Origin of the sequence: Pseudomonas sp. G34 (assembly GCF_031119625.1) — a bacterium.
Classification (GTDB): Bacteria; Pseudomonadota; Gammaproteobacteria; order Pseudomonadales; family Pseudomonadaceae; genus Aquipseudomonas.
Genome location: NZ_JAVHZV010000007.1, coordinates 276,694 through 300,221, shown reverse-complemented (window position 1 = coordinate 300,221; position 23,528 = coordinate 276,694). Strand labels below are relative to the sequence as shown.

The 23,528-nt window shown below is 65.6% G+C and carries 23 protein-coding genes; 13 read left to right on the top strand and 10 right to left on the bottom strand.

Going from position 1 to position 23,528, the window contains the following annotated elements; all coding sequences use genetic code 11:
- Positions 1–43: 43 nt before the first annotated feature.
- The gene (locus tag QYS36_RS05040; RefSeq protein WP_308838457.1) at positions 44–814 is read left to right on the top strand and encodes a lysophospholipid acyltransferase family protein; all 771 of its coding nucleotides are present in this window, start codon (positions 44–46) and stop codon (positions 812–814) included.
- 449 nt (positions 815–1,263) lie between these two features.
- Here QYS36_RS05040 and QYS36_RS05035 read toward each other — a convergent pair whose 3' ends face one another.
- Complete coding sequence (locus QYS36_RS05035; protein ID WP_308838456.1) at positions 1,264–2,313, bottom strand: AbrB family transcriptional regulator; 1,050 nt, start codon at positions 2,311–2,313, stop codon at positions 1,264–1,266.
- A 264-nt stretch (positions 2,314–2,577) separates the two neighbouring features.
- Between QYS36_RS05035 and QYS36_RS05030 the strand changes: the two genes are divergently transcribed.
- On the top strand, positions 2,578–3,582 hold the full coding sequence (locus tag QYS36_RS05030) for a GntR family transcriptional regulator (protein ID WP_308838455.1): 1,005 nt from the start codon (positions 2,578–2,580) through the stop codon (positions 3,580–3,582).
- 42 nt (positions 3,583–3,624) lie between these two features.
- On the opposite strand, the gene QYS36_RS05025 is transcribed toward QYS36_RS05030, so the two are convergent.
- Positions 3,625–4,203: an ACP phosphodiesterase gene (locus QYS36_RS05025; protein ID WP_308838454.1), complete on the bottom strand. Its 579-nt coding sequence runs from the start codon at positions 4,201–4,203 to the stop codon at positions 3,625–3,627.
- Positions 4,204–4,357: 154 nt separating this feature from the next.
- Here QYS36_RS05025 and QYS36_RS05020 point away from each other — a divergent pair, with 154 nt between their 5' ends.
- Together QYS36_RS05020 and QYS36_RS05015 are read left to right on the top strand one after the other, a co-directional pair.
- Positions 4,358–4,669, top strand: coding sequence for a metalloregulator ArsR/SmtB family transcription factor (locus QYS36_RS05020; protein ID WP_308838453.1), 312 nt, complete (start codon positions 4,358–4,360; stop codon positions 4,667–4,669).
- 76 nt (positions 4,670–4,745) lie between these two features.
- Entirely contained in the window at positions 4,746–5,795 is a 1,050-nt protein-coding gene (locus QYS36_RS05015; RefSeq protein WP_308838452.1) for an alkene reductase, read from the top strand.
- A 67-nt stretch (positions 5,796–5,862) separates the two neighbouring features.
- Here the strand turns inward: QYS36_RS05015 and QYS36_RS05010 are convergent, their stop codons facing one another.
- The 3 genes from QYS36_RS05010 to QYS36_RS05000 all read right to left on the bottom strand — a co-directional run bounded on the left by QYS36_RS05010 (position 5,863) and on the right by QYS36_RS05000 (position 8,849).
- Entirely contained in the window at positions 5,863–6,735 is an 873-nt protein-coding gene (locus QYS36_RS05010; protein WP_308838451.1) for an ATPase, read from the bottom strand.
- A 172-nt stretch (positions 6,736–6,907) separates the two neighbouring features.
- Complete coding sequence (locus tag QYS36_RS05005) at positions 6,908–7,894, bottom strand: NAD(P)-dependent oxidoreductase (RefSeq protein WP_308838450.1); 987 nt, start codon at positions 7,892–7,894, stop codon at positions 6,908–6,910.
- A 61-nt stretch (positions 7,895–7,955) separates the two neighbouring features.
- Positions 7,956–8,849, bottom strand: coding sequence for a LysR family transcriptional regulator ArgP (locus QYS36_RS05000; RefSeq protein WP_308838449.1), 894 nt, complete (start codon positions 8,847–8,849; stop codon positions 7,956–7,958).
- A gap of 112 nt (positions 8,850–8,961) precedes the next feature.
- On the opposite strand from QYS36_RS05000, the gene QYS36_RS04995 reads away from it, so the two are divergent.
- The 9 genes from QYS36_RS04995 to QYS36_RS04955 all read left to right on the top strand — a co-directional run bounded on the left by QYS36_RS04995 (position 8,962) and on the right by QYS36_RS04955 (position 19,149).
- Entirely contained in the window at positions 8,962–9,564 is a 603-nt protein-coding gene (locus QYS36_RS04995; RefSeq protein WP_308838448.1) for a LysE/ArgO family amino acid transporter, read from the top strand.
- A gap of 62 nt (positions 9,565–9,626) precedes the next feature.
- Positions 9,627–10,466, top strand: a complete 840-nt coding sequence (locus tag QYS36_RS04990; protein ID WP_308838447.1) for an EamA family transporter — start codon at positions 9,627–9,629, stop codon at positions 10,464–10,466.
- Between the two features lie 174 nt (positions 10,467–10,640).
- Positions 10,641–11,222, top strand: a complete 582-nt coding sequence (locus QYS36_RS04985; RefSeq protein ID WP_074882757.1) for a superoxide dismutase — start codon at positions 10,641–10,643, stop codon at positions 11,220–11,222.
- 247 nt (positions 11,223–11,469) lie between these two features.
- A complete protein-coding gene (locus QYS36_RS04980; protein WP_308838446.1) occupies positions 11,470–13,533 on the top strand; it encodes an EAL domain-containing protein in 2,064 nt (687 codons plus the stop codon).
- A gap of 144 nt (positions 13,534–13,677) precedes the next feature.
- A complete protein-coding gene (locus QYS36_RS04975) occupies positions 13,678–15,015 on the top strand; it encodes an imelysin family protein (RefSeq protein ID WP_308838445.1) in 1,338 nt (445 codons plus the stop codon).
- A gap of 98 nt (positions 15,016–15,113) precedes the next feature.
- Entirely contained in the window at positions 15,114–15,479 is a 366-nt protein-coding gene (locus tag QYS36_RS04970; RefSeq protein WP_308838444.1) for an SH3 domain-containing protein, read from the top strand.
- A gap of 75 nt (positions 15,480–15,554) precedes the next feature.
- Positions 15,555–16,973: a di-heme oxidoredictase family protein gene (locus tag QYS36_RS04965; RefSeq protein WP_308838443.1), complete on the top strand. Its 1,419-nt coding sequence runs from the start codon at positions 15,555–15,557 to the stop codon at positions 16,971–16,973.
- A gap of 10 nt (positions 16,974–16,983) precedes the next feature.
- A complete protein-coding gene (locus QYS36_RS04960) occupies positions 16,984–18,045 on the top strand; it encodes an imelysin family protein (RefSeq protein ID WP_308838442.1) in 1,062 nt (353 codons plus the stop codon).
- Between the two features lie 9 nt (positions 18,046–18,054).
- A complete protein-coding gene (locus QYS36_RS04955) occupies positions 18,055–19,149 on the top strand; it encodes a DUF1513 domain-containing protein (RefSeq protein WP_308838520.1) in 1,095 nt (364 codons plus the stop codon).
- A gap of 268 nt (positions 19,150–19,417) precedes the next feature.
- On the opposite strand, the gene QYS36_RS04950 is transcribed toward QYS36_RS04955, so the two are convergent.
- The 5 genes from QYS36_RS04950 to adk all read right to left on the bottom strand — a co-directional run bounded on the left by QYS36_RS04950 (position 19,418) and on the right by adk (position 23,517).
- Entirely contained in the window at positions 19,418–20,281 is an 864-nt protein-coding gene (locus QYS36_RS04950) for a DUF72 domain-containing protein (RefSeq protein ID WP_308838519.1), read from the bottom strand.
- Between the two features lie 70 nt (positions 20,282–20,351).
- Entirely contained in the window at positions 20,352–20,693 is a 342-nt protein-coding gene (locus tag QYS36_RS04945) for a hypothetical protein (RefSeq protein ID WP_308838441.1), read from the bottom strand.
- A gap of 119 nt (positions 20,694–20,812) precedes the next feature.
- On the bottom strand, positions 20,813–21,505 hold the full coding sequence (gene tsaB, locus QYS36_RS04940; RefSeq protein ID WP_308838440.1) for a tRNA (adenosine(37)-N6)-threonylcarbamoyltransferase complex dimerization subunit type 1 TsaB: 693 nt from the start codon (positions 21,503–21,505) through the stop codon (positions 20,813–20,815).
- A 181-nt stretch (positions 21,506–21,686) separates the two neighbouring features.
- Positions 21,687–22,445, bottom strand: a complete 759-nt coding sequence (locus QYS36_RS04935; RefSeq protein ID WP_308838439.1) for an HAD family acid phosphatase — start codon at positions 22,443–22,445, stop codon at positions 21,687–21,689.
- A 424-nt stretch (positions 22,446–22,869) separates the two neighbouring features.
- Positions 22,870–23,517: an adenylate kinase gene (gene adk / locus QYS36_RS04930; RefSeq protein ID WP_111462150.1), complete on the bottom strand. Its 648-nt coding sequence runs from the start codon at positions 23,515–23,517 to the stop codon at positions 22,870–22,872.
- Positions 23,518–23,528: the final 11 nt, after the last annotated feature.

Here is a 23,528-nt window from a genome sequence, read left to right as displayed (position 1 = left end):
CCGCTTAAGCGCTCTTCCCTATTATTTCCAGGCCGAAAAATCCATGAACAAACTGCGTCTGTACCTGCGCCTGAGCCGCCTCGCGGCAGTGCTCGGCGTCGGTGCGCTGCTGGCAACTTTTCTGGTGCCGGTCGAACGCCTGACTCGCCGTGACTTGCTGGGCCTGCGCCAACGCCTGACCCGCTGGTTTCTCGCCCGCCTGGGCAACGCCCTGCCCTTTCGCGTCAGCGTGCGGGGGCAGCTGCCGCAAAAACCGATGCTGTGGCTGAGCAATCACATCTCCTGGACCGACATTCCGCTGATCGGCATGCTGGCGCCGCTGTCGTTCCTGTCCAAGGCCGAAGTGCGCACCTGGCCGCTGGCCGGTTGGCTGGCGCACAAGGCCGGCACCCTGTTCATCCGCCGCGGCGCCGGTGACGGCGGGCTGCTCAACCAGCAACTGGGTCGTCATCTGAATGGCGGCCGCCATCTGCTGATCTTCCCGGAAGGCACCACCTGCGACGGCACGGCCCTGCGCACCTTTCACGGCCGCCTGCTGAGCAGCGCCATCGAAAGCGGCATCGACCTGCAGCCGGTGGCCATTCGTTATGTTCGCGATGGGCAGCGCTGCGATGTGGCGCCCTTTATCGGCGACGATGACCTGCTCTCGCACCTGCTGCGGCTGATGAACAGCGATGTCGCCGAGGTAGAAATCCAGCTGCTCGAACCAATCGCCAGCAACTCCGGCAACCGCAACGAACTGGCCCGCCGCGCCCAGGCAGCGATCAGCGAAGCGCTCTATGGCCCGCAGCCAGAGGCCCAGGCTGCGGCTTAGAATCTTCTTCGAGCTCGCAGTCCCACGGATCGACGCGAATAAGGTAAGGGCAGAGATTGCCGCGCTTTTTGTGGGAGCGCGCCAGGCGCGCGAAAAATCGCGGGCATGGCCCGCTCCCACAGGTAGTACAGCGTCAACTTCGAGTTCGCATTCCCATGGATCGACGCGAATAAGGCAAGGGCAGAGATTGCCGCGCTTTTTGGGGAGCGCGCCATGCGCGCGAAAAAATCGCGGGCATGGCCCGCTCCCACAGGTAGTAAAGCGTCATCTTCGAGCTCACATTCCCATGGATCGACGCTAACAAGGCAAGGGCAGAGATTGCCGCGCTTTTTGTGGGAGCGCGCCATGCGCGCGAAAAATCGCGGGCATGGCCCGCTCCCACAGGTAGTGCGCCGATGTCCGCTTCCATCACGCAGCGGCCGCTGCCAATGGAATTACGACGAGACCGATCAGGCCCGCCGCAACTGCGGGCTATCGGTCTGCAACCAGCGTCGGAAGATCGGCTCGGCCAGGAACAGCACCAGAAACAGCCGCACCACCTGCATGGCGGTCACCAGCGGCACGGCCAGTTGCAGGGTTTCGGCCGTCAGGCTCATCTCGGCGATGCCGCCGGGCATCATGCCCAGGGTCAGGGACTGGATATCCAACCCGCTTGCCCAGCCGACCGACACCGCACCGACCAACGCCACCAGCATCATCACCAGCGTGGTGAGCAGGGTGCGAGCCAGAAATGAAGGGGCATAACGGAAGAACGCGCGGTTGAAGAAGCAGCCCAGGGCGCTGCCGATCATCAACTGGCCAACCTGGCTGGCGCCGGCCGGCAGCGTGCTGCTCAGGTCGAAGCCGATGCTGGCAGCGGCGCTGACCAGCAGCGGCCCGAACAGCCAGGGGTTGGGCTGGCGGTAGCGCTGCAACAGCCAGCCGGCGGCCGCGGCCACCGGCATGATCAGCGCCAGCCACGGCCAGTCCGCGTGGGCAGCGTGGAAATGCACCTCACCATCACCGAGCAGAAACTTGAATACTGCCGGCACCAGCAGCACCACGGCCACCACCCGCAGGCTTTGCGCCGCCGCCACGCGGGTCAGTTCGGCGCCGTTGCGGGCGCCGAGGTTGACCATTTCTCCGGAGCCGCCCGGCATGCTGGAAAAGTACGCCGTGGCCATGTTCTCTCCGGTGCGCCGCATGAACCACACGCCGGCGATGCTGCTGAGTACGGTGATCAGCGCGCCGACAATGATCGGCAGCAGATGCCCGCCAATCTGCGCCACCAGCGCCGGCGTGAAGTGCAGGCCGATACCGATGCCGATGATCCACTGGCCGACCTTGCGCCCGCCCGGCAGGGGCTGCAGCTGCCAGGTGCTGAAGCAGCGCACCAGAATCACCGCCACCAGGGAGCCGATCATCCATGGCAGTGGCCAGCCGATAAACGTCGCGATCACCGCGCCAAGGGCACCGACCATCGGCGTGCCCAGGTGATTGCTCCAGTGGGTCTTGAACATTGCGTCCCCTTCGGTACGTGCACCAGCAGCCTGGTGATGGATCGAGATCGAGGTGGTCGCGGAAAACGGAAGCCTGATTATTGGATGTTTTCTATCGCTACGTTGTTCACAGCCTGTCGAGCGCCACGGCATCAATCGTTAGAATCTGCCGCAGGCCTCGTGAATCGACGCTCCTATTATTGATCTTTAGAAGCATAAAAAACAATCCACCTTTAAACCCCCCAGCCGCCCGGCATCTTTCCGTGGCGTCGATTACGTAGCAGAATGCAGCGCCTGCCGACTCGCTCGGCACAGGCGCATTACCCCAGACAGGAATCGACGCCCACTGCCATGGCCCAGGACAACACCCCTTCGGCGGTTCTCACTGCCCTGCAGAAGCGCGTCGCCCGCGAGGTGATCGCCTACGTGCGCCGTGAGCGTCTGCCCATCGGCCATCACCTGGCCGAATCGCACCTGGCGCAAACCCTCAATACCTCGCGCACGCCGGTGAAGTTCGTGCTCAACCACCTCGCCGAACGCGGCATGCTCAAGCACGACCGCAACCGCGGTTTCTTCCTCGCCCGGGCGGCGGAGGATCTCAACGAGCTGGTGCAGGAAATCGCCGAGGCCGAGGAGGATTCGGTGTACCGCCGCTTCGTCGCCCTGCGCCTGTCACGGCAGTTGCCCGAGCAGTTCACCGAGATCGAACTGATGCGCCAGTTCGATGTATCCCGCGCCGAATTGCGTGCGGCGCTGCTGCGCATGCAGCAGGAGGGCTGGGCCGAGCAGCGCAGCGGCCAGGGCTGGAAGATGCTGCCGGTGATCGACTCGATCGAGGCCTACGAGGAAAGCTTCGCCTTCCGCTCGATCATCGAGCCGGCCGGGCTGTTGTCGCCGACCTTCCAGGTCGACCGCGAGCTGCTGGAAAGCTGCCGCAAGCAGCAGACATTCATCGCCGAGGGTGGCTACCTGAGCATGACCATCGAGGAGCTCTACGAAGCCAATTCGAGCTTCCACGAAATCATCGCCGGGTTTTCCGGCAACCGCTTTCTGCTGCAATCGCTCAAGCGCCTGGATCGCCTGCGCCGCCTGGTCGAATACCGCGTGGACGTTTCCCGCGAGCACCGCCGTGCTCAGGTCGAGCAGCACCTGGAGATCCTCGACCTGATCGAACAGGGCGACCGCCTCGCCGCCGCCGACCGCATGCGCGCGCACCTGGAAGGCGCACGGCGCAAGAAGGTCGATGCGACGCTGTTCGAGAGATTGCAGAACGCTGCAGAGCAGCGGTGAAATCCACCGCGCCGCTGTTCCGCCAGAAAAGACGCCGCGTTGCTATGCGCCGCGTTGCTCACGGGCAAAGGCCATCAGTGCCGGGTAGAAGGCGCTGAAGTCCTCGCTAAGCGGCTCGTAGAGGCGGCGCAGATCGTCCAGCCCGCCGTCCAGCAGGCCCGCCCGTGACAGGCGTCGCGACATGCCGGCGATCACCTGTTCCAGCACCTCGAACTGCTCGTAGCTGCCCAGCCAGTCCTGGGCGGCCATGCGCGGGGCAATGTGCTGCAGGCTGCCCGGCAGTTGCGGCTCGGCGGCCAGCACGCGGTAAACGCGGTCGGTGAAACGCTGCAGCGGTTGATCGCTGTAGCGCTGCCAGTCGCGGGCCAGGCAGTGATCGAAGAACAGGTCGAGAAATATCCCGGCCACGCGCCGCCGCGCGGCAGGAAAGCGCGCCCGCGCCCTGGCCTGCAGCGGATGGCTGTCGGTGAAGGCGTCGATACGCCGGTGCAGGGCGATGCCCGCCTCGATAGCGGCCGGCCACCGCCCGGCCAGTGGCCCTTTGACGAAATCGCCATACAGGCTGCCAAGCAGTTCGGCGGGCGCATCGCCGCCCAGATGAAGGTGAGCAAGGTAATTCATTGCCCCAGCTTAAAGCCTTGCCTCGCCAGCGGCGAGAGGCGCGCCATCATGCCGGTCGATATGCACTATCTGCTGGAACGATCTGTATATCGCCAAGTCTCGATATAAAGTTCGTCCCATCGCGATACAGCGTTACACGCTTGCAGGAGCCCCGATGAACAGCGAAGACATCGATCTGGACGAAGTGATCAAGGCGCTGGCCCATCCCGTGCGCCGCGACATTCTGCGCTGGCTGAAAGAGCCCGAAGCGCACTTCGTGCAGCCCGATCACGCCTTCGATATAGGTGTGTGCGCCGGCAAGTTCGATGAGCGCACCGGCCTGTCGCAATCCACGGTTTCAGCGCATCTGGCCACGCTGCAGCGCGCCGGCCTGGTGACCAGCCGCAAGGTCGGCCAGTGGAACTTCTTCAAGCGCAACGATGCGGCCATCGACGCCTTCATCGAGCGGATCACCCGCGATCTCTGACCCCCGGTGATCGCCAAGCGAACCTTTCAACCCGTCCATCAACCTGTACCGAACAACTGTTTCGAGGATCTAGGCAATGACCACACTGTTCGACCCCATCAAGATCGGCGATCTGGAACTCCCCAACCGCATCATCATGGCGCCGCTGACCCGCTGCCGCGCCGACGAAGGCCGCGTGCCCAATGCCCTGATGGCCGAGTACTACGTACAGCGCGCCTCGGCGGGCCTGATCATCAGCGAAGCCACCTCGGTCACGCCAATGGGCGTCGGCTACCCGAACACCCCCGGCATCTGGTCCGATGAGCAGGTACGTGGCTGGAGCGGCGTGACCAAGGCCGTGCACGCCAATGGCGGCAAGATCGTCCTGCAACTGTGGCACGTGGGCCGCATCTCCGATCCGGTCTACCTGGACGGTGAACTGCCAGTGGCGCCGAGCGCCATCAAGCCGGCCGGCCATGTCAGCCTGATCCGCCCGATGAAGGACTTCGTCACCCCGCGCGCTCTGGAAAGCGAAGAGATCGCCGACGTCATCGAGGCCTATCGCCAGGGCGCCGAGAACGCCAAGGCAGCCGGCTTCGACGGCGTGGAAATCCATGCCGCCAACGGTTACCTGCTCGACCAGTTCCTGCAGGACAGCACCAACCAGCGCACCGACAACTACGGTGGCAGCCTGGAAAACCGCGCCCGCCTGCTGCTCGACGTCACCGATGCGGTATTGAGCATATGGGAACCGGGCCGTGTTGGCGTGCACCTGGCGCCACGCGCCGACAGCCACGACATGGGCGACTCCAACCGCGCCGAAACCTTCACCTACGTGGCCCGCGAACTCGGCAAACGCAATATCGCCTTCCTCTGTGCCCGTGAGCACGAGGCCGACGACAGCCTGTCGCCAAGCCTGAAGGAAGCATTCGGCGGCGTGTTCATCGCCAACGAAGGCTTCACCAAGGACCAGGCCAACGCCTGGCTGGCCAGTGGCAAGGCCGACGCGGTGGCATTCGGCGTGCCCTTCATCGCCAACCCGGACCTGCCCGAGCGCCTGCGTCAGAACGCACCGCTGAACGAGCCACACAAGGAAACCTTCTACGGTTCCGGCCCGGTCGGCTATATCGACTATCCGCGCCTGTAATTTTCCAGATAGCAACAAAAAGCCCGCGTAAAAACGCGGGCTTTTTCATATCAACGGTCTGGACTGATCAGCGGGCGTCGATCTGCTGCTGCAGGTTCTGTATCTGCGCCTGCAACGTGTTGATGCTGCGCGTGGTCTGCGCACGGTAGGCGTCGAACTCGGCGGTGCTGCTGGTGTTGTTGCTGGCGGCCGGGCGGTTGTCCAGCTGGCTCTTGAGCACCAGCATGTCCTGCTCCAGACGCTCGACTGCAGCATTGGAATTACCAGCCTTCTTCAGCGCCTCGACCTCACCGGCCAGGCTCTTGACCTGGGCGGCCAGCTTGCCGGCGTCGCCCTGGCTGCTCTTGAGCGAAGCCAGTTCGGTTTTCAGTGTGGCCAGCTCGGTTTTCAGGGCATCCTGGCCGCTGCCCAGGCTCTTCAGGCTGTCGGCGTACTTGCCGGCATCGCCCTGCTGGGCCTTGAGGTCGGCGACCAGTTGCTCGATGCGTTTGTCCTGCCCGCTCTGCTGACCACCCGCCGCCTGTTGCTGCTTACCCAGTTCGGCGACCTTGTTCTCCAGCTGGCGCACCTGCAGGCGCAGCGCTTCGCTGCCACTGGTGACGTTGGACTCGGCCGCCACCACCTTGCCGGAAATGTCCTGGATACGCCCCGCCGCTTCCTCGCTGATACGCGCGAAGCTTTCCTGGGTGGCCACCAGTTGCTGCTCCATCAGGCTGATCTGCTGGAAGCTCCACCAGCCCAGGCCGGCCAGGGCGATGCTCAGGGCACCGACCAGCGCCCACAGCGGCCCGGTGCTGGCCGCACGCGGTGCCTTGGCGACACGCGGCGCCGCGCCTGCACGGACGTTGGGCTGCGGCTCGGGCTCGAAATCGTCGTCATCGCGGCGATCCGGGGTCAGGCTGGGTACGTCATCGAATTCGTCGTGGGCATCGTTACGCATGGGGGGAGAACCTTGAGAAAACCAGGGTGGAGGCTAAGTGCGCGCAGTATACCGATTCACGGCTGGCGCTTGGGTGTCGTAGTGCCAGTAATCAACATGTTGCAACGGCCTGTATCGGGCACAGAGACCCGCTACAAGCGGCCCGGGTTCCGCACAGGCCTGGCGCGGGCGGTTAGCCCTGCACCTTCCACCAGCGACAGAACTCGTCCAGGGCCGGCCACAGGCTGTGGCTGGGCTGGTAGTCCAGGTGTTCACGGGCCTGGCTGATGTCCAGGGAAAAGTTGCGGCTCATCACGTCCACCGCCAGGCGCGTCAGCGCCGGCTCGGGGCGACCGGGCAGCAGGCTGCATGCGCCTTCACTGACGGTGGCCAGGCTACGCGCCAGGCCGACCGGAACATGCCGGCTAACCTGTGGCAACTCCAGCTGGCGCAGTACGTAATTGACCACGTCCCACAGCGGCAGCGGCGCGCCATCGCTGATGTTGTAGGCCTTGCCGAGCGCAGGCGCGGCGGCCAGCAAGGCACCGAACAGGGCGTCGTTGAGGTTGTGCACGCTGGTGAAATCGACCTTGTTCAGGCCGTTGCCGATGATCGCCAGGCGCTTTTTACGCTGCATGGCGATCATTCGCGGAAAGATGCTCACATCTCCTGCCCCGGTGACGAAACGTGGCCGCAGCGCCAGCACTTCCAGGCCGAATTCCTGGGCGCCGAACAGGCGCTGTTCGGCGAGGAACTTGGTGCGTGCGTAATGGTTGGAGAAACGTTTGGGCACCTGCTCTTCGCGCAGACCGAGGTGATCGCGGCCATCGAAATAGATCGACGGCGAGGACAGATGCACCAGGCGGCGCACACCGCGCTTGAGGCAGGCCTCGATGACGTTCTCGGTGAGCACCACGTTGCCCTGGTGAAAATACTCGTAGCGCCCCCACACGCCCACGGCGCCGGCACAGTGCACCACCGCCTCGACGTCGCTGCACAGCGACAGCGCCAGCTCGGGATCGCCAAGATCGCCAGGGGTGAACTGCGCGCCACGGCGAATCAGGTGCTCGAACGCCTCCTCGCGGCGGCCGGTAACGCGCACGTCCAGGCCCTGCTCGAGGGCGAACCGGGCGAAACGCCCGCCAATGAAACCGCTTGCTCCGGTGACCAGAATCTTCATCACGCCCTCCGCCCGCTGCTGGGCGCACTATAAGGCGTTGCGCCCATCGCGGCAGCCGTGTTCACAGCAACGGCACCAGATAATTGCCGGCATGGCGCTGCAGGTGTCGGGTGAGCTGGTCGAGCAGCTCGCCGCCGTTGCGCCAGTGGTGCCAGTACAGCGGCACGTCGACGGGCCGCTCCGGGAGCAGTTCGACCAGCTCGCCGCGGGCCATGGCCTCGACCATCTGCGGCTCGGGCACCATGCCCCAGCCCAGGCCCTCGGCGGTCAGGCGCAGGAAGCCCTCGGACGACGGGCACAGGTGATGCAGGAAGCTGCCCGACAGGCCCAGCTCGTTCAGGTAACGGTGCTGCAACTGGTCATCCGGGCCGAACACGATGGCTGGCACCTGGGCGATACGCTCGGCGCTCACCCCTCCGGGAAAATGCCGGGCGATGAATGCCGGGCTGGCCATGGCCCGATAACGCATGGCGCCCAGGGCCAGACTGCGCGCGCCGGATACCGGCCGCTCCGCCGCGCATACGCAGGCGGCCACATCGCCGGCGCGCATGCGCTTGAGGCCTACCTCCTGGTCCTCGACCACCAGCTCCAGCAACACGCGATGGCTGGCGCAGAACTCCGCCACCGCCCTGGCCCACCAGGTCGCCAGGCTATCGGCATTCACCGCGACCCGCAGGCGCTGGGTTTCACCTTCCGCCTCCAGGCTTGGCACCTGCTGCTGCAGATCGCGCTCGAGCAAACGCACCTGTTGCACGTGATTGAGCAGCCGCCGGCCAACATCGGTCGGCGTCGGCGGCATGGCCCGCAGCAGCACCGGCTGACCGATGCGTGCCTCGAGCAGTTTGATGCGCTGGGACACGGCCGACTGCGACAAGCCCAGCACCTGGGCGCCACGCTCGAAGCCAGCCTGTTCGACGACTGCCGCAAGGGCGGCCAGCAACTTGTAATCCAGCAATCGATTTTCCTAATGAGCGATCAGCAATATTGCTTTTTCTTATACAAGCAATCACCGCAGACTGATAGCCATCCCGAGCCGTTCCACCCCCCACCTCTCAAGGAAAACCGCCATGTGGCAGAGCTACACCAATGGCCTGGCAATCACCGCCGGGCTGATCGTCGCCCTCGGCGCGCAGAATGCCTTCGTGCTCGCGCAGAGCCTGCGCCGCGAACACCACCTGCCGGTGGCGCTGCTGTGCATCCTCTGTGACGCGCTGCTGATCAGCGCCGGGGTATTCGGCCTGGCCACCCTGCTGCTGCAAAGTGAACTGCTGCTCGGCATCGCTCGCTGGGGCGGCGCGGCGTTCCTGTTCTGGTATGGCGCTCAGGCCTTGCTGCGGGCCTGCCGGCCGGCAGGCTTGCAGGTCGAAGGCGGCGCGCCCCGGTCATTGCGAGCGGTGATGCTGGCAACCCTGGCGGTGACCCTGCTCAACCCCCACGTGTACCTGGACACGGTACTGCTGATCGGCTCGCTCGGCGCCCAGCAAGCCGTGCCGCCCGCCTACGCCGCCGGCGCCGCCAGCGCCTCGCTGGCGTGGTTCCTGTGCCTGGCCCTCGGCGCGGCGTGGCTGGCCCCCTGGCTGGCCCGCCCGCTGACCTGGCGGATCATCGACCTGCTGGTGGCAGCCATGATGTTCGCCATTGCCTGGCAGTTGCTCGCCAACCCGCTGTAACGCCCGGACGCCCAGGCACCAGGTGCTATGCTGAGGCGCTCCAGACAACCGGCGGAGCAGCAGTGGAAACAGGCGTCTTTCTCATGGTCATCGGCGCAGCCGCCTTGCATGCCGGCTGGAACGCGCTGCTCAAGATCGGTCTGGATCGTTTTCTCACCGCCTCGCTGATCCAGATCGGCGCCGGCATCGTCGCCCTTCTCGCCCTGCCCTTCGTAGCGCTGCCCGATGCGGCGGCCTGGCCGTGGATCATCCTCTCGGCGCTGTTGCATATCGGCTACAACCTGTTCTTGAGCCGCGCCTACCAGCACGGTGACCTTGGCCAGGTCTACCCGATCTCCCGGGGCAGTTCGCCGCTGCTGGTGGCCGCGTTGTCGGTGCTGCTGCTCGGCGAGGTGCTGCCTGCCGGCCAGTGGCTGGGCCTTGGCGTGCTGGTCGGCGGCATCTGGCTGATGGCGATCCGCGGCGGCCACGGCAAGCGCAGCAGCGGCCTTTTGGTCAATGCGCTGCTGACCGCACTGTTCATCGCCGGCTACACCCTGGCCGACGCCAGCGGCGCCCGCGCCAATGGCGACCCGCTGTCGTACTCGGCGTGGCTGTTCGCGGTCAACGGCCTGGTGATGGCGCTGGTGATCCTCTGCCAGCGCGGCCCGGCCGTCGTCTCCGCGCTCGGGCCACACTGGCGCGCCGGCCTGCTCGGCGGCGCCATGTCGATGCTGGCCTACAGCATCGCCATCTGGGCCATGACCCTGGCGCCGGTGGCACTGGTCTCGGCGTTGCGCGAAACCAGCGTGGTGTTCGCCCTGCTGATCGGCCGCCTGTGGCTCAAGGAAAGCCTGCCGCCGCTGCGCGCCGTGGCCTGCCTGGTCATTCTCGCCGGTGTGGCGATGATGAAGCTGGCCTGAATCGCCGCAACGGCTCTGGCCTGGTATCCCGCACAGTTGCCGCGTGGTTATGGCGTAGCCCCGGTGCTATGATCCTTGCCCTGCGTCGCAAAGGGTATAAACCCGCCGACGCATGTTTGGCCGCCCGTGATCGGCCTTGCGCTCATCGCAACAGACCTGATTAGGAGAATAACCATGGCTTTCGAATTGCCGCCGCTGCCCTACGCACACGATGCCCTGCAGCCGCACATCTCCAAGGAAACCCTGGAGTACCACCACGACAAGCACCACAACACCTATGTCGTGAACCTGAACAACCTGGTGCCTGGCACCGAGTTCGAAGGCAAGAGCCTGGAAGAAATCGTCAAGACGTCCTCCGGCGGCATCTTCAACAACGCCGCCCAGGTGTGGAACCACACCTTCTACTGGAACTGCCTGAGCCCCAACGGCGGCGGCCAGCCGAGCGGCGAACTGGCTGCAGCCATCGACAAGGCGTTCGGTTCCTTCGACAAGTTCAAGGAAGAGTTCAGCAAGGTCAGCATCGGCACCTTCGGTTCCGGCTGGGGCTGGCTGGTGAAGAAAGCTGACGGCTCCCTGGCCCTGGCCAGCACCATCGGCGCCGGCTGCCCGCTGACCAGCGGCGACACCCCGCTGCTGACCTGCGACGTCTGGGAACACGCCTACTACATCGACTACCGCAACGTGCGTCCGAAGTATGTCGAGGCGTTCTGGAACCTGGTCAACTGGGACTTCGTGGCGAAGAACTTCGCTGCCTGAACCCTGCGCTGACACGTAAAGATGCCCTCCTGATGCGAGTCAGGGGGGCATTTTTTTATCCGTCGCCAACCGAGGGTAGCGACGGGCGGCGCTCAAGACCTGGTGGTTTGTTCCGAAACAGAGCAGGTATTGCCAGCCTGGCCGCGACGAGATTGGGTGGCGCATGCATTGGGCCTTTGACTGCCAAGGCGAGTTTGCCAATACTCAACTTCTATCCGGCGCCGGGTATCGCACAAGGAACCGCCATTTGAAGCTGGAACTCAAGCACAGCTTGTCCGTGAAACTGCTGCGCGTGGTGCTCCTTTCCGCGCTTGCCGTGGGCGTGGTGCTCAGCCTCGGGCAGATCGTGTTCGACATCTACAAGACGCGCCACTCCATCACCAGCGACTCCCAGCGCATTCTCGCCATGTTCCGCGACCCTTCCACCCAGGCGGTCTACAGCCTGGATCGCGAGATGGGCATGCAGGTGGTCGAGGGCCTGTTCCAGCACGAGTCGGTGCGCCAGGCGTCCATCGGCCATCCGGGCGAACAGATGCTCGCCGAGAAGAGTCGCCCGCTTGCCGACCTGCCCATACGCTGGCTGACCGACCCGATCCTCGGCGAGGAACAGCACTTCAGCACCCGCCTGGTCGGCCGTGAGCCGTACAACGAATACTACGGCGACCTGAACATCACCCTGGACACCGCGCTGTACGGGGAAAGCTTTCTCACCAACTCGGTGATCATCTTCATCTCCGGCGTACTGCGCGCCCTGGCCATGGCACTGGTGCTGTACCTGGTCTACTACTGGATGTTGACCAAGCCACTGGCCAAGATCATCGACCACCTGAGCAGCATCAACCCGGACCGGCCCAGCGAGACCAAGCTGCCGATGCTGGTCGGCAACGAAAGGAACGAGCTCGGCCTGTGGATCAATACCGCCAACGGGCTGCTCGCCTCGATCGAACGCAACACGCACCTGCGCCGCGAGGCGGAAAACAGCCTGCAGCGCATGTCCCAGTACGACTTCCTGACCAGCCTGCCCAACCGCCTGCAACTGCAGCAGCAGCTCGAACAGATCCTCGATGACTCCGGCCGCATGCAGCGCCGCGTCGCGGTGCTGTGCGTGGGCCTGGATGATTTCAAGGGCATCAACGAGCAGTTCAGCTACCAGACCGGCGACCAACTGCTGCTGGCGCTGTCCGACCGCCTGCGCAGTCACAGCGGCCGATTGGGCGCCCTGGCGCGGCTTGGCGGCGACCAGTTCGCCCTGGTGCAGGCCGATATCGAGCAGCCCTACGAAGCCGCCGAACTGGCGCAGAGCGTACTCGACGACCTCGAGACGCCCTTCACCCTCGACGATCATCAGGTGCAGCTGCGCGCCACCATCGGCATCACCCTGTTCCCGGAAGATGGCGACAGCCCCGAGAAGCTGCTGCAGAAAGCCGAACAGACCATGACCCTGGCCAAGAGCCGCTCGCGCAACCGCTATCAGTTCTATATCGCCAGCGTCGACAGCGAAATGCGCCGCCGCCGCGAGCTGGAAAAGGACCTGCGCGACGCCCTGGCGCTGAACCAGCTGCACGTGGTCTACCAGCCGCAGATCAGCTACCGCGACCACCGCGTGGTCGGCGTCGAGGCGCTGCTGCGCTGGCAGCACCCGCAGCACGGCTTCGTCGGCCCGGACCTGTTCATCCCGCTGGCCGAGCAGAACGGCAGCATCATCGCCATTGGCGAATGGGTACTCGACCAGACCTGCCGCCAGCTGCGCGAATGGCACGACCAGGGCTATGGCGACCTGCGCATGGCGGTCAACCTGTCGACCGTGCAGCTGCACCATGCCGAGCTGCCGCGGGTGGTCAACAACCTGATGCAGATGTACCGCCTGCCCGCCCGCAGCCTGGAGCTGGAAGTCACCGAGACCGGCCTGATGGAAGACATCAGCACCGCCGCCCAGCACCTGCTGAGCCTGCGCCGCTCCGGCGCGCTGATCGCCATCGACGACTTCGGCACCGGCTATTCCTCGCTCAGTTACCTGAAGAGCCTGCCGCTGGACAAGATCAAGATCGACAAGAGCTTCGTGCAGGACCTGCTCGAAGACGAGGACGACGCCACCATCGTTCGCGCCATCATCCAGCTGGGCAAGAGCCTGGGCATGCAGGTCATCGCCGAAGGCGTGGAAACCGCCGAGCAGGAAGCCTACATCATCGCCCAGGGCTGCCATGAAGGTCAGGGCTACTACTACAGCCGGCCGCTGCCCGCTCGCGAGCTGACCCAGTACCTCAAGCAGTCCAGCCGCTCGCAGCGGCATATCAATCCGGCCACGCTCTGACCCGTTGGCCAGTACCGAGTCGCCAACCGACCCGGTTGGCGCGAGTACAGCCACCCTTTGCTTAAAATGAAAATCTTTCGCATTATGTTGCAGCTCGCGTGGAGACCCATGCGCGCTCCCCATTAACACGCAAAGGATTTCGTCATGATTCGTATGCCCCTGGCCTCTGCCAGCCTGCTGACCATCGCCATTGCCCTCGCGGGCTGCGGCGAAGACAAGGCGCCTGCCAACCAAGCCGCCGCCCCGGCTGCGCAAGCGACCGGCAGCAGCGCACCAGCAGCAGCCGGCGCTTTCGACGAAGCCGCTGCGCAGGCCGTGGTCAAGCATTACGCCGACATCGCATCCGCCGTGTTCGACGACGCCGCCAGCACCGCCAAGAAGCTGCAGAGCGCCGTTGACGCCCTGCTCGCCACGCCCAACGCCGATACCCTCAAGGCCGCCCGCGAGGCCTGGCTGGCCGCGCGCGTGCCGTACATGCAGAGCGAAGTGTTCCGCTTCGGCAACACCCTCGTCGACGACTGGGAAGGCCAGGTTAACGCCTGGCCCCTGGACGAAGGCCTGATCGACTACGTCGACGCCGACTACCAGCACGCCCTGGGCAACCCGGGCGCCAGCGCCAACATCATCGCCAACACCGAGATCCAGGTTGGTGAAGACAAGGTCGACGTCACCGAGATCACCCCGGACCTGCTGGCCAGCCTCAACGAGCTGGGCGGCTCCGAAGCCAACGTCGCCACCGGCTACCACGCCATCGAATTCCTGCTCTGGGGCCAGGACCTGAACGGCACCGGCCCCGGCGCTGGCGAGCGTCCGGCCACCGACTACGTGGTCGGTGACGGCGCCACCGGCGGCCACAACGAGCGTCGTCGTGCCTACCTGAAAGCCGCCACCGACTTGCTGGTCGCCGACCTCGACGAAATGGCCGGTCAGTGGAAAGCCGGCGTGGCCGACAACTACCGCGCCACCCTGGAAAGCGAATCCGCCGAGAACGGCGTGCGCAAGATGCTCTTCGGCATGGGCAGCCTGTCCCTCGGCGAGCTGGCTGGCGAGCGCATGAAGGTCGCCCTGGAAGCCAACTCCACCGAAGACGAGCACGACTGCTTCAGCGACAACACCCACAACTCGCACTACTACAACGGCTTGGGCATCCGTAACGTCTACCTGGGCGAGTACAAGCGGGTCGACGGCAGCACCCTGAGCGGGCCGAGCCTGTCGTCGCTGGTCGCCAAGGCCGACGCCACCACCGACAGCACCGTGAAGGCCGATCTGGACGCCACCCAGGCCAAGCTCCAGGCCCTGGTCGACAGCGCCAACCAGGGTGTGCACTTCGACCAGCTGATCGCCGCCGACAATGCCGAAGGCCAGCAACTGGTGCGCGACGCCATCGCCGCCCTGGTCAAGCAGACCGGTGCCATCGAACAGGCCGCCGGCAAACTCGGTATCAGCGACCTGAACCCGGACACCGCCGACCACGAGTTCTGATCAGCACGGTAAGGTTGCAACGAACAAGCCGGTGCGCGGTTTCGCACCGGCTTTTTTGTACCTGGCGGCGTACCATGCCGCGAGCACAGGAGGTATTCATGCAGCCCACAGCCTATCGGGTCGTCACCGCTCACCGAAGCGAGTATCCGCAGCCCATCAGCTTCGAGGCAGGCACCCTGCTCCAGCTTGGCGAGCGCTACGACGGCCCTGAAGACTGGCAGGACTGGTATTTCTGCCGCACCGATACCCACCCCGGCGGCTGGGTGCCGCTGAGCCTTCTCGAGGTGCTTGGCGACGGCAGCGCACGCGCGCTGGAGCGCTATACCGCGCGGGAACTGGATACCCAGGTGAACGAACGGCTGCTTGCCAGCCGCCACCTGAACGGCTGGCTCTGGTGCCTGCGCGAGGCCAGCGGCGAAAGCGGCTGGGTACCGGCGCAGAGCCTGGTTGCGCTGGCGGATTAAACGCAAATCCATCTTATTTAACGCGGCGCAGACTGCTAAGATTGCCGCCCTCGATTTCTGCCCTGCGGATCATCCATGCCAGCGTCACCCGGTCGCCTGCTGCCACTGCTGTTTCTGGCTCTCGGCCTGACCGCCTGCGACAAGTCGCCGACTTTCACCGCAGCCGAACCCGGCGAAGCGCTGTCCGGCGGTGCGGCCACCGTGTCACGCAGCGACCGCGTGGCCTTCTCCCTGCCCGCCGCCAATCTGGCGCCCGAACGGCGCCTGGACTTCAGCGTGGGCAACAGCTTCTTTCGCAACCCCTGGGTGATCGCCCCCTCGACCACCACGGCCCGTGACGGCCTCGGCCCGCTGTTCAACACCAACGCCTGCCAGAACTGCCATGTCCGCGATGGCCGCGGCCACCCGCCGCAGCCGGGCAGTGTCAATGCCGTGTCGATGCTGGTACGCCTGTCGATTCCGGCCGGCGATGCCGATCATGCCGCCTTGCAACGCCTCGGTGTGCTGCCCGAGCCCACCTATGGCGGCCAGTTGCAGGACATGGCCAATCCCGGCGTCGCCCCGGAAGGCAAGGTGCGCGTCGAGTACAGCACCGAGCAGGTGCGCTTCGCCGATGGCTACAGCATCGAGCTGCGCAAACCGCAACTGAACATCACCCAACTGGGTTACGGGCCGATGCACCCGGCCACCCTGTTCTCGGCGCGGGTCGCCCCGCCGATGATCGGCCTCGGCCTGCTCGAAGCGATCCCCGAGGCGGCCATCCTGGCCAACGCCGATCCGGACGATCGCGATGGCGATGGCATCAAGGGCCAGCCCAACCGGGTGTGGGACGATGCACGCCAGCAGACCGTACTCGGCCGCTTCGGCTGGAAGGCCGGGCAACCGACGCTCAACCAGCAGAACGCCCACGCCTTCCTGCAGGACATGGGCCTGACCAGCAGCCTGCTGCCCAGCGACGGCTGCACCGAGGCGCAGTCCGCCTGCCGCCAGGCGCCCCACGGCGGCGAGCCGGAAGTCAGCGACAACATCATGAGCATGGTGCTGTTCTACACCCGCAACCTTGCCGTACCGGCGCGCCGCAAGGTCGACGACGCCCAGGTGCTGGCCGGCAAGACCCTGTTCCATCGCGCCGGCTGCCAGGGCTGCCATACGCCAAGCTTCGTCACCGCCGCCGAGGCTGCCGAACCGGAGCTGGCCAACCAGACCATTCGCCCCTATACCGACCTGTTGCTGCACGACATGGGCGACGGCCTGGCCGATGGCCGCGACGAGTTCCTCGCCAACGGTCGCCAGTGGCGCACCGCGCCGCTGTGGGGCATCGGCCTGACCGAAACGGTCAGCGGCCACACCCAGTTCCTGCACGACGGCCGCGCCCGCAACCTGCTCGAAGCCATCGCCTGGCATGGCGGCGAAGCCGAAGCGGCCAAGCAGCGGGTGCTGCAACTTTCCAGCGAGGAGCGCGCCGCGCTTCTGGCGTTTCTGAATTCACTGTAAGGAGCCGCGCATGATCCGTTCTCCGCTGACCGTCGCCCTGCTGGGCCTGACCCTGGCCGCCTGCTCGCCAGCCGACCCGCAGGCCACCACCAGTTCGGCGCTGGCCGAAGGCGTGTTGCTACCAGCCCACGCCACCTGGAAAGAGGCGAATGTCGCCCTGGCCGGCAGCGCCAAGGCGTTCTGCGCCGGCCAGGAAGACCTGGCCAGCGCGCGCCAGGTGTTTCTCACCACCCAGAGCGCCTGGGCCAGCCTGCAGCCCCTGGCGGTCGGCCCGCTGGCCGAAGGCAACCGCGCCTGGCAGGTGCAGTTCTGGCCGGACAAGAAGAACCTGGTGGCTCGCCAGGTCGAGGCACTGGTCAAGGCCAAACCGCAACTCGGCGCGGCCGATCTGGAAAAGGCCAGTGTGGTGGTCCAGGGGCTTACCGCTTACGAGTACCTGATGTTCGATCCCGAGATCGACCTGCAGAACGCCGAGCAGAAAACCCGCTACTGCCCGCTGATAGTCGCCATTGGTGAGCATCAGCAGGCACTGGCCAACAGCGTGCTGGACCAGTGGCAAGGCGAGAACGGCGCCCTGGCGCTGTTTCGCACCTTCCCCAACGAGCGCTATGCCGAGGCCAGCGAGGCGATCTCCGACATGCTGCGCACCCAGGTCAGTGCCATCGACGGCCTGAAGAAGAAGCTTGGCGCGCCTCTGGGCCGGCAGAGCAAGGGCGTGCCGCAGCCCTACCAGGCCGAAGCGTGGCGCAGCCAGGCCAGCCTGAGCAACCTTGGCGCAGCGCTCAGCGGCGCCGAACAGCTTTGGCACGGCGCCAAGGACGACGGCCTGCAGGCCCTGCTCGGCAGCGATCAGGACGATCTCAAGAAACGTATCGACGCCGCCTACGCCGAGAGTCGCAAACAGCTCGCCGGCCTGCAGCGCCCGCTCGGCGAATTGCTCGCCGACGAGGCCGGGCGACAGACCCTGAACGCCTTCTACGACAGCCTCAACGTGCTGCATCGCCTGCACGAAGGCGAGCTGGCCCGGGCGCTGGGCATCCAGCTGGGCTTCAACGCCCACGACGGAGACTGAACCATGAGCATGAAACGCCGGGCATTTCTCGGCCTGAGCGCCACCCTGCTGGCGGCAGGCGCCGTCGGCGGCTGGAAGCTGACCCATACCGGCCAGCAGCCGCTGCTGCTGTCGGCACGCAACGACGAAGGCGGCAAGCATTATGCGGTCGGTTATCGGCTCGATGGCCAGCGCGCCTTCGCCACCCAGGTCAGCGAACGCTGCCACGACGTGGTGCCCCATCCCAGCCGGCCGATGGCGCTGTTCGTCGGGCGCCGGCCAAGCACCGAGAGCTACCTGATCGACACCCGCGATGGCCGCCTGCTGCAGACCCTGCACAGCGAGCAGGAGCGGCATTTCTACGGCCATGCGGTGTTTCACAACGGCGGCGAATGGCTGTACGCCACCGAGAACGACACCCGCGATCCGGGCCGTGGCGTGATTGGCGCCTATCGCCTGGAAGGTGAACGCCTGGTGCACCGCGATGAGCTGTCCAGCCACGGCCTGGGCCCGCACCAGCTGTTGTGGATGCCCGACGGTGAAACCCTGGTGGTAGCGAACGGCGGCATTCGCACCGAAGCGGAAAGCCGGGTGGAGATGAACCTCGACGCCATGGAAGCCAGCCTGGTGCTGATGGGGCGCGATGGCACCCTGCACAGCAAGGAACAGTTACCCGAGCCGATGAACAGCGTGCGCCACCTGGCCGTGGCCAGCGACGGCACCGTGGTCAGCGGCCAGCAATACATGGGCGATGCCATGGATGCCGTGCCGCTGGTGGCGATCAAGCGCCCGGGCCAGCCGTTCCAGCACTTTCCCATGGCCGATGCGCAGCGCCAGATGATGAGCCAGTACACCGCCAGTGTGGCGGTGCACAGCGAGCTGCGCCTGCTGGCAATGACCGCGCCGCGGGGTAATCGCCTGTTCATCTGGGACCTGGACAGCGGCGCCGTGCGCCTGGACGCCGCCCTGCCCGACTGCGCCGGTGTCGGCGCGGTGGAGCACGGTTTCGTGGTCAGTGCCGGTATCGGCCGTTGCCGCCTGTATGACTGCCGCAGCGAACGCATCGCCATTCAACCCCTGGAGCTGCCGGCCGGCCTCTGGGACAACCACCTGCGCCTGGCCTGAGCGCGATCGACTGCGGGAACGCGCCGTGCTCGCGACTTTTCGCGGGCATGGCCCGCTCCCACTATCACGAACTCCTAGACCACCAATTGCCAACGTAGGATGGGTCGGGCCGCGTAGGTGAAACCCATCAAGGCCCGATGGGTTGCACCTAGGCGGCCCGCCCTATCCTACGGTCAGGCAGCGATCCAATGTGGGAGCGCGCCGTGCGCGCGACTTTTCGCGGGCATGGCCCGCTCCCACAGGTACTGCATCGATGTCTGCTTTTGCCTTAAAGCAACCCCAACTGCTCGGCCCTGGGTTCGCTGTCGGTGTACGGTGGCAGCGGCGGCAAGCCGGGTAGGCGCTCGCTCAGCAATTCGTGGAAGCGCAGCGCCTGGGCGGCGGCCAGGTGGTTGTCCGGGGTATGCAGGAACACATGGGGGGTCAGGCCCTGCTCGATCCAGGCCGCGACCTTGTCCAGCCAGGGTTCGAGAAACGGCTGATTGGCGTCCAGCTCCGGCCCGCCGATGAAGCGCACCTGGGGGCTGTCCGTGAACGCCGCCGGGCGGATCGGCAGGCGCGGCTTCTTGGCCTGGGCATGCAGCACCGCCGCATCCCTGGAGGTGCAACTGAACAGCGCCCGGGAATCCAGGCAGATGCGTTCCACCCCGCGCTCGTGGAGCAGGCGGTTGAGCACGCGCTCGTCATCGCCCTTGTCGAAGAACGCCGGGTGGCGCACCTCCACGGCCAGCCGCCGGTGGGCGAATTCGTCCAGCCATAGCGCCAGCTCACCCAGCCGGGCCGGCCCGAACATCGCCGGCAGCTGCAGCCACAGCGGCGTGACCCGCTCGCCCAGGGGGGCGAGCAAATCGAGAAAAGCCTGGGTGCTGGCCAGTTGCTCGCGCAGGTCGCCTTCGTGGCTGATGTCCCTGGGCACCTTGGCGCAGAAACGAAAATGCGCGGGCATGCCCGCCACCCAGCGCGCGAGCTTGTCCTGGTCCGGGCGCGCATAGAAGGTGGTATTGCCTTCCACCGCATTGAACACCCGGCAATAGTGCGCCACGCTGTCGCTCATGTTCAGGTCGGGCGGGTAGAAGCTGCCGCGCCAGGCGGGCTCGTTCCAGGAAGGACAACCAAGAAAATAGGGAAGCATCACGAACCGCTGATCAGTCAGAAGCGGCCATTGTGCCTGACCGAGGCACGGGAAACAGACCGAGAGTCGATCAGGCGTAAAGGTCGAGGCCCAACACCTGCTGGGCATCCACGTCGCGGACGAACGCGGCGGTGGTGCTGTAGCTGGCAATGGCCTGGGCGGCGCGACTGCTCATGGCCGGCTGGTAGGTGCTGTCGAGCGTGCGCACGGGAAAGCTGTCGGTGCTGGCATTGCTCTGCTGTACACGACGAATCTGCGGGGTCTGTTCGAAGCCTTGGGTGCCTGCAGTAGGTGCCGGCTGCTCGCGCTTTACTTCCGCTTCCCGGTTCGCCTCACGATAAGGCGTAACCGCGGTCCCCGAGCGGGGGCCACGATCCGGTGAATAGGGCGCGATGTTACCGTCGATACGCATCAATGAAGGCTCGGCAGGAAGGCGTGCGGAAGTACTGGCAATTTAGCTGCGCCATGGGCCCTTGGCAATGGATGTCGAAAAGTTGACGACAAAAGGACGACCCTTTCGTCGCTCAAGGCTCAAAAGCCCGCCGGCGGCGGCATTTTCGGGGTGGCGACCTGGTCGCGCAGGTAGATCGGCTGGGCCTGGTCGGCCACCACCGCCTCGCCACGGGCCCAGGCGAAACGCGCCAGGCCGAGCAGATCCTCGGCATGGGGCAGCATCGCGCCATCGCAGGCAACAACCTGGCCGCCGATACGTTCGGCGAAGGTGCCCCAACCGGTGCCGGCACCGAACCAATCGCCCGTTGCCGCATCGGGCAGTTGCGCGCGCTCCGGCGCCAATACCGCTTCGCGCCCGACCAGTCGCATCTCGCCCGCCTCGGCGCGGTAGCAGCCCCAGTACACCTCGTCCATGCGCGCATCGATGGCGGCAGCCACCTGGCTGGCACCGTACTCGCGCTGTGCACGCTGCGCCAGCACGGCCAGGTTGGAGACCGGCAGCACCGGGCGATCCAGGGCGAAGGCCAGCCCCTGCACCACGCCGATGGCAATGCGCACTCCGGTGAAGGCACCCGGGCCGCGGCCAAAGGCGATGGCGTCCAGCGCCGACAGCGCAACCCCCTGCTCGGCCAGCAGTGCCTTGATCATCGGCAGCAGCTTCTGGGCATGCAGGCGCGGAATCACCTCGTAGTGGCTCGTCACCCGGCCGTCATGCAGCAGGGCGACGGAGCAGGCTTCGGTGGCGGTATCGAGGGCCAGCAGAGTGGTCATGGCGATCTGTAGTGGTGGCTGAGCGGGCGGGCATTAAAACGGTTTGAGCTGGTTTTTTCCAGCGCAGCGAGCCAACCGGTCTCGCCGCAACAGCGCTCGGCGGCCAGGCGGCCGCCTGAGCAGATCAACGGCGCCCAGGCAGGCGCCGGCCGGCCAGCGGCTCAGCGAGCCGCCAGAACCCTTACCACTTCTCGATAACGGGCTTGGCATCCCAGGCCTTGAGCGGCTCCTTGGACCAGGTGCCGTAGCCAGCATTCGGGAACACGATCCACTCGGTGCCCCACTTCGCCGACTCGGCTTCGGCGGTCGCCCGCTGCTCGGCCACCGGGGTCTTGCGGAAGCGTGCGTCGAAGTCGTGCAGGGTGTCGCCGAGCAGCATCACGATGCGATGGTCCTTGGCGACCAACGCGCGACGCTCCACCTTGGGTGGCCCGAGCAGCAGCACGCTGTCGGCGCTGACCTGGGGCAGGTCGAGCTTCTTCAGGGCCTTGAGGGTGTAGTCCTTCTGCTCCTCGGAGCGGTCGGACACATAGCGGATGGTCACGCCCAGCTGGTCGGCGTGCTCGAGGAATTTCCTGGCCCCCGGAATCAGCACCGGATCACCGTCACGCTCCCACGGCAGCCAGGTGTCCCAGCCGTCGTAGCTGTGGCAGTTGGCGAGGTCGCGCGCCAGCAGTGCGGAGTTGTCGATCACCGTTTCGTCCACATCGGTGACGATGGCCAGCTTGGAAGGATCCTCGGCAGCCGCCACGGCGGCGTCGAGCTTCTCGGTGGCAATGTTGTAGGCCTGCATCTGCAAGGCGCGAACTTCCGCGGATTGCTGCTGGTAACGCAGCGCCATGGTGAACTGCTCGACCGGGCACTCGCCCTTCTTCTCGGCGGCGCCGTCGGCCAGGGCGACGGATGCACTCAGCGCCGATACGACGAGGGCGATGGGCAAGCAGGCAAATCTTCTGTTCCGGGTCATGGAATGCACTCTGATGGGGTGGTGGTTATAGCCGCCTTTCTCGAAGTTCTTCGTGACGGTCGAGCAAACCAGCAGGCGCCGGGGGCGCCGGCCAGAATTCGCAGCATGCCAGGTGGCGATGGAGGAGCCCGATAGTAACCAAACGGCAGCGGTCGCGGCTGCCTGCCAGCGACCCGAATCTGCCTCGCTGCCGCCCTGGCATGCCCAGAAACGACAACGGCCCGTGACAGGCCGTTTGAAAACGTAGCGAGCGATGGTCAGGCAAGGCAAAAACCGGCGAAAAAGCGCAGTTTACAAGCTGTAAATGAGCATTTTGAGCCGGTTTTTAACGCTGCATGAACAAGCGCAGTAGTTTTCAAACAGCCTGGCAAGCGGGCCGTTGTGTGAGTGGTTCGGGTCAGCTCAGCGCTGCCAGCACCTTGGCGGTGATCTGCTCGACCGAGCCGACGCCTTCGATGGCGCTGTACTTCGGCGTGCCCTCGGCGGCCGAAAGCTTCTGGTAGAAGTCCACCAGCGGTTTGGTCTGCGAGTGGTAGACCGACAGGCGATGGCGCACGGTGGCCTCCTTGTCGTCTTCACGCTGGATCAGCTCTTCACCGGTTTCGTCGTCCTTGCCGGCGACCTTCGGTGGGTTGTGCTCGGTGTGGTATACGCGGCCCGAGCCCGGATGCACGCGGCGACCGGCGATGCGGCCAACGATTTCTTCGTCGTCGACGGCGATTTCCACCACGTGGTCGATCTGCACGCCAGCGTCCTTGAGGGCCTGGGCCTGCGGAATGGTGCGCGGGAAACCATCGAACAGGAAGCCATTGGCACAATCGGGCTGCGCGATGCGTTCCTTGACCAGGTTGATGATCAGCTCATCGGAGACCAGGCCGCCGGCGTCCATCACGCTCTTGGCTGCCACGCCCAGTTCGGTGCCGGCCTTGACCGCCGCACGCAGCATGTCGCCCGTGGAGATCTGCGGAATCGAGAATTTCTTGGTGATGAAACCTGCCTGAGTACCTTTGCCGGCACCGGGCGCCCCCAACAGAATCACGCGCATCGATGTGCTCC

Coding starts and splice junctions, on each gene's coding strand:
- QYS36_RS05010 (WP_308838451.1), bottom strand. CDS start 6,735: ATGCGTAACGATGCCCACGACGAATTCGATGACGTACCCAGCCTGACC.
- adk (WP_111462150.1), bottom strand. CDS start 23,517: ATGCGCGTGATTCTGTTGGGGGCGCCCGGTGCCGGCAAAGGTACTCAG.
- QYS36_RS04975 (WP_308838445.1), top strand. CDS start 13,678: ATGATTCGTATGCCCCTGGCCTCTGCCAGCCTGCTGACCATCGCCATT.
- QYS36_RS05015 (WP_308838452.1), top strand. CDS start 4,746: ATGACCACACTGTTCGACCCCATCAAGATCGGCGATCTGGAACTCCCC.
- QYS36_RS05040 (WP_308838457.1), top strand. CDS start 44: ATGAACAAACTGCGTCTGTACCTGCGCCTGAGCCGCCTCGCGGCAGTG.
- QYS36_RS04955 (WP_308838520.1), top strand. CDS start 18,055: ATGAAACGCCGGGCATTTCTCGGCCTGAGCGCCACCCTGCTGGCGGCA.
- QYS36_RS05005 (WP_308838450.1), bottom strand. CDS start 7,894: ATGAAGATTCTGGTCACCGGAGCAAGCGGTTTCATTGGCGGGCGTTTC.
- QYS36_RS04965 (WP_308838443.1), top strand. CDS start 15,555: ATGCCAGCGTCACCCGGTCGCCTGCTGCCACTGCTGTTTCTGGCTCTC.
- QYS36_RS05030 (WP_308838455.1), top strand. CDS start 2,578: ATGCAGCGCCTGCCGACTCGCTCGGCACAGGCGCATTACCCCAGACAG.
- QYS36_RS04945 (WP_308838441.1), bottom strand. CDS start 20,693: ATGCGTATCGACGGTAACATCGCGCCCTATTCACCGGATCGTGGCCCC.
- QYS36_RS04995 (WP_308838448.1), top strand. CDS start 8,962: ATGTGGCAGAGCTACACCAATGGCCTGGCAATCACCGCCGGGCTGATC.
- QYS36_RS04985 (WP_074882757.1), top strand. CDS start 10,641: ATGGCTTTCGAATTGCCGCCGCTGCCCTACGCACACGATGCCCTGCAG.
- QYS36_RS05020 (WP_308838453.1), top strand. CDS start 4,358: ATGAACAGCGAAGACATCGATCTGGACGAAGTGATCAAGGCGCTGGCC.
- QYS36_RS05035 (WP_308838456.1), bottom strand. CDS start 2,313: ATGTTCAAGACCCACTGGAGCAATCACCTGGGCACGCCGATGGTCGGT.
- QYS36_RS04960 (WP_308838442.1), top strand. CDS start 16,984: ATGATCCGTTCTCCGCTGACCGTCGCCCTGCTGGGCCTGACCCTGGCC.
- QYS36_RS04970 (WP_308838444.1), top strand. CDS start 15,114: ATGCAGCCCACAGCCTATCGGGTCGTCACCGCTCACCGAAGCGAGTAT.
- QYS36_RS05025 (WP_308838454.1), bottom strand. CDS start 4,203: ATGAATTACCTTGCTCACCTTCATCTGGGCGGCGATGCGCCCGCCGAA.
- tsaB (WP_308838440.1), bottom strand. CDS start 21,505: ATGACCACTCTGCTGGCCCTCGATACCGCCACCGAAGCCTGCTCCGTC.
- QYS36_RS04950 (WP_308838519.1), bottom strand. CDS start 20,281: ATGCTTCCCTATTTTCTTGGTTGTCCTTCCTGGAACGAGCCCGCCTGG.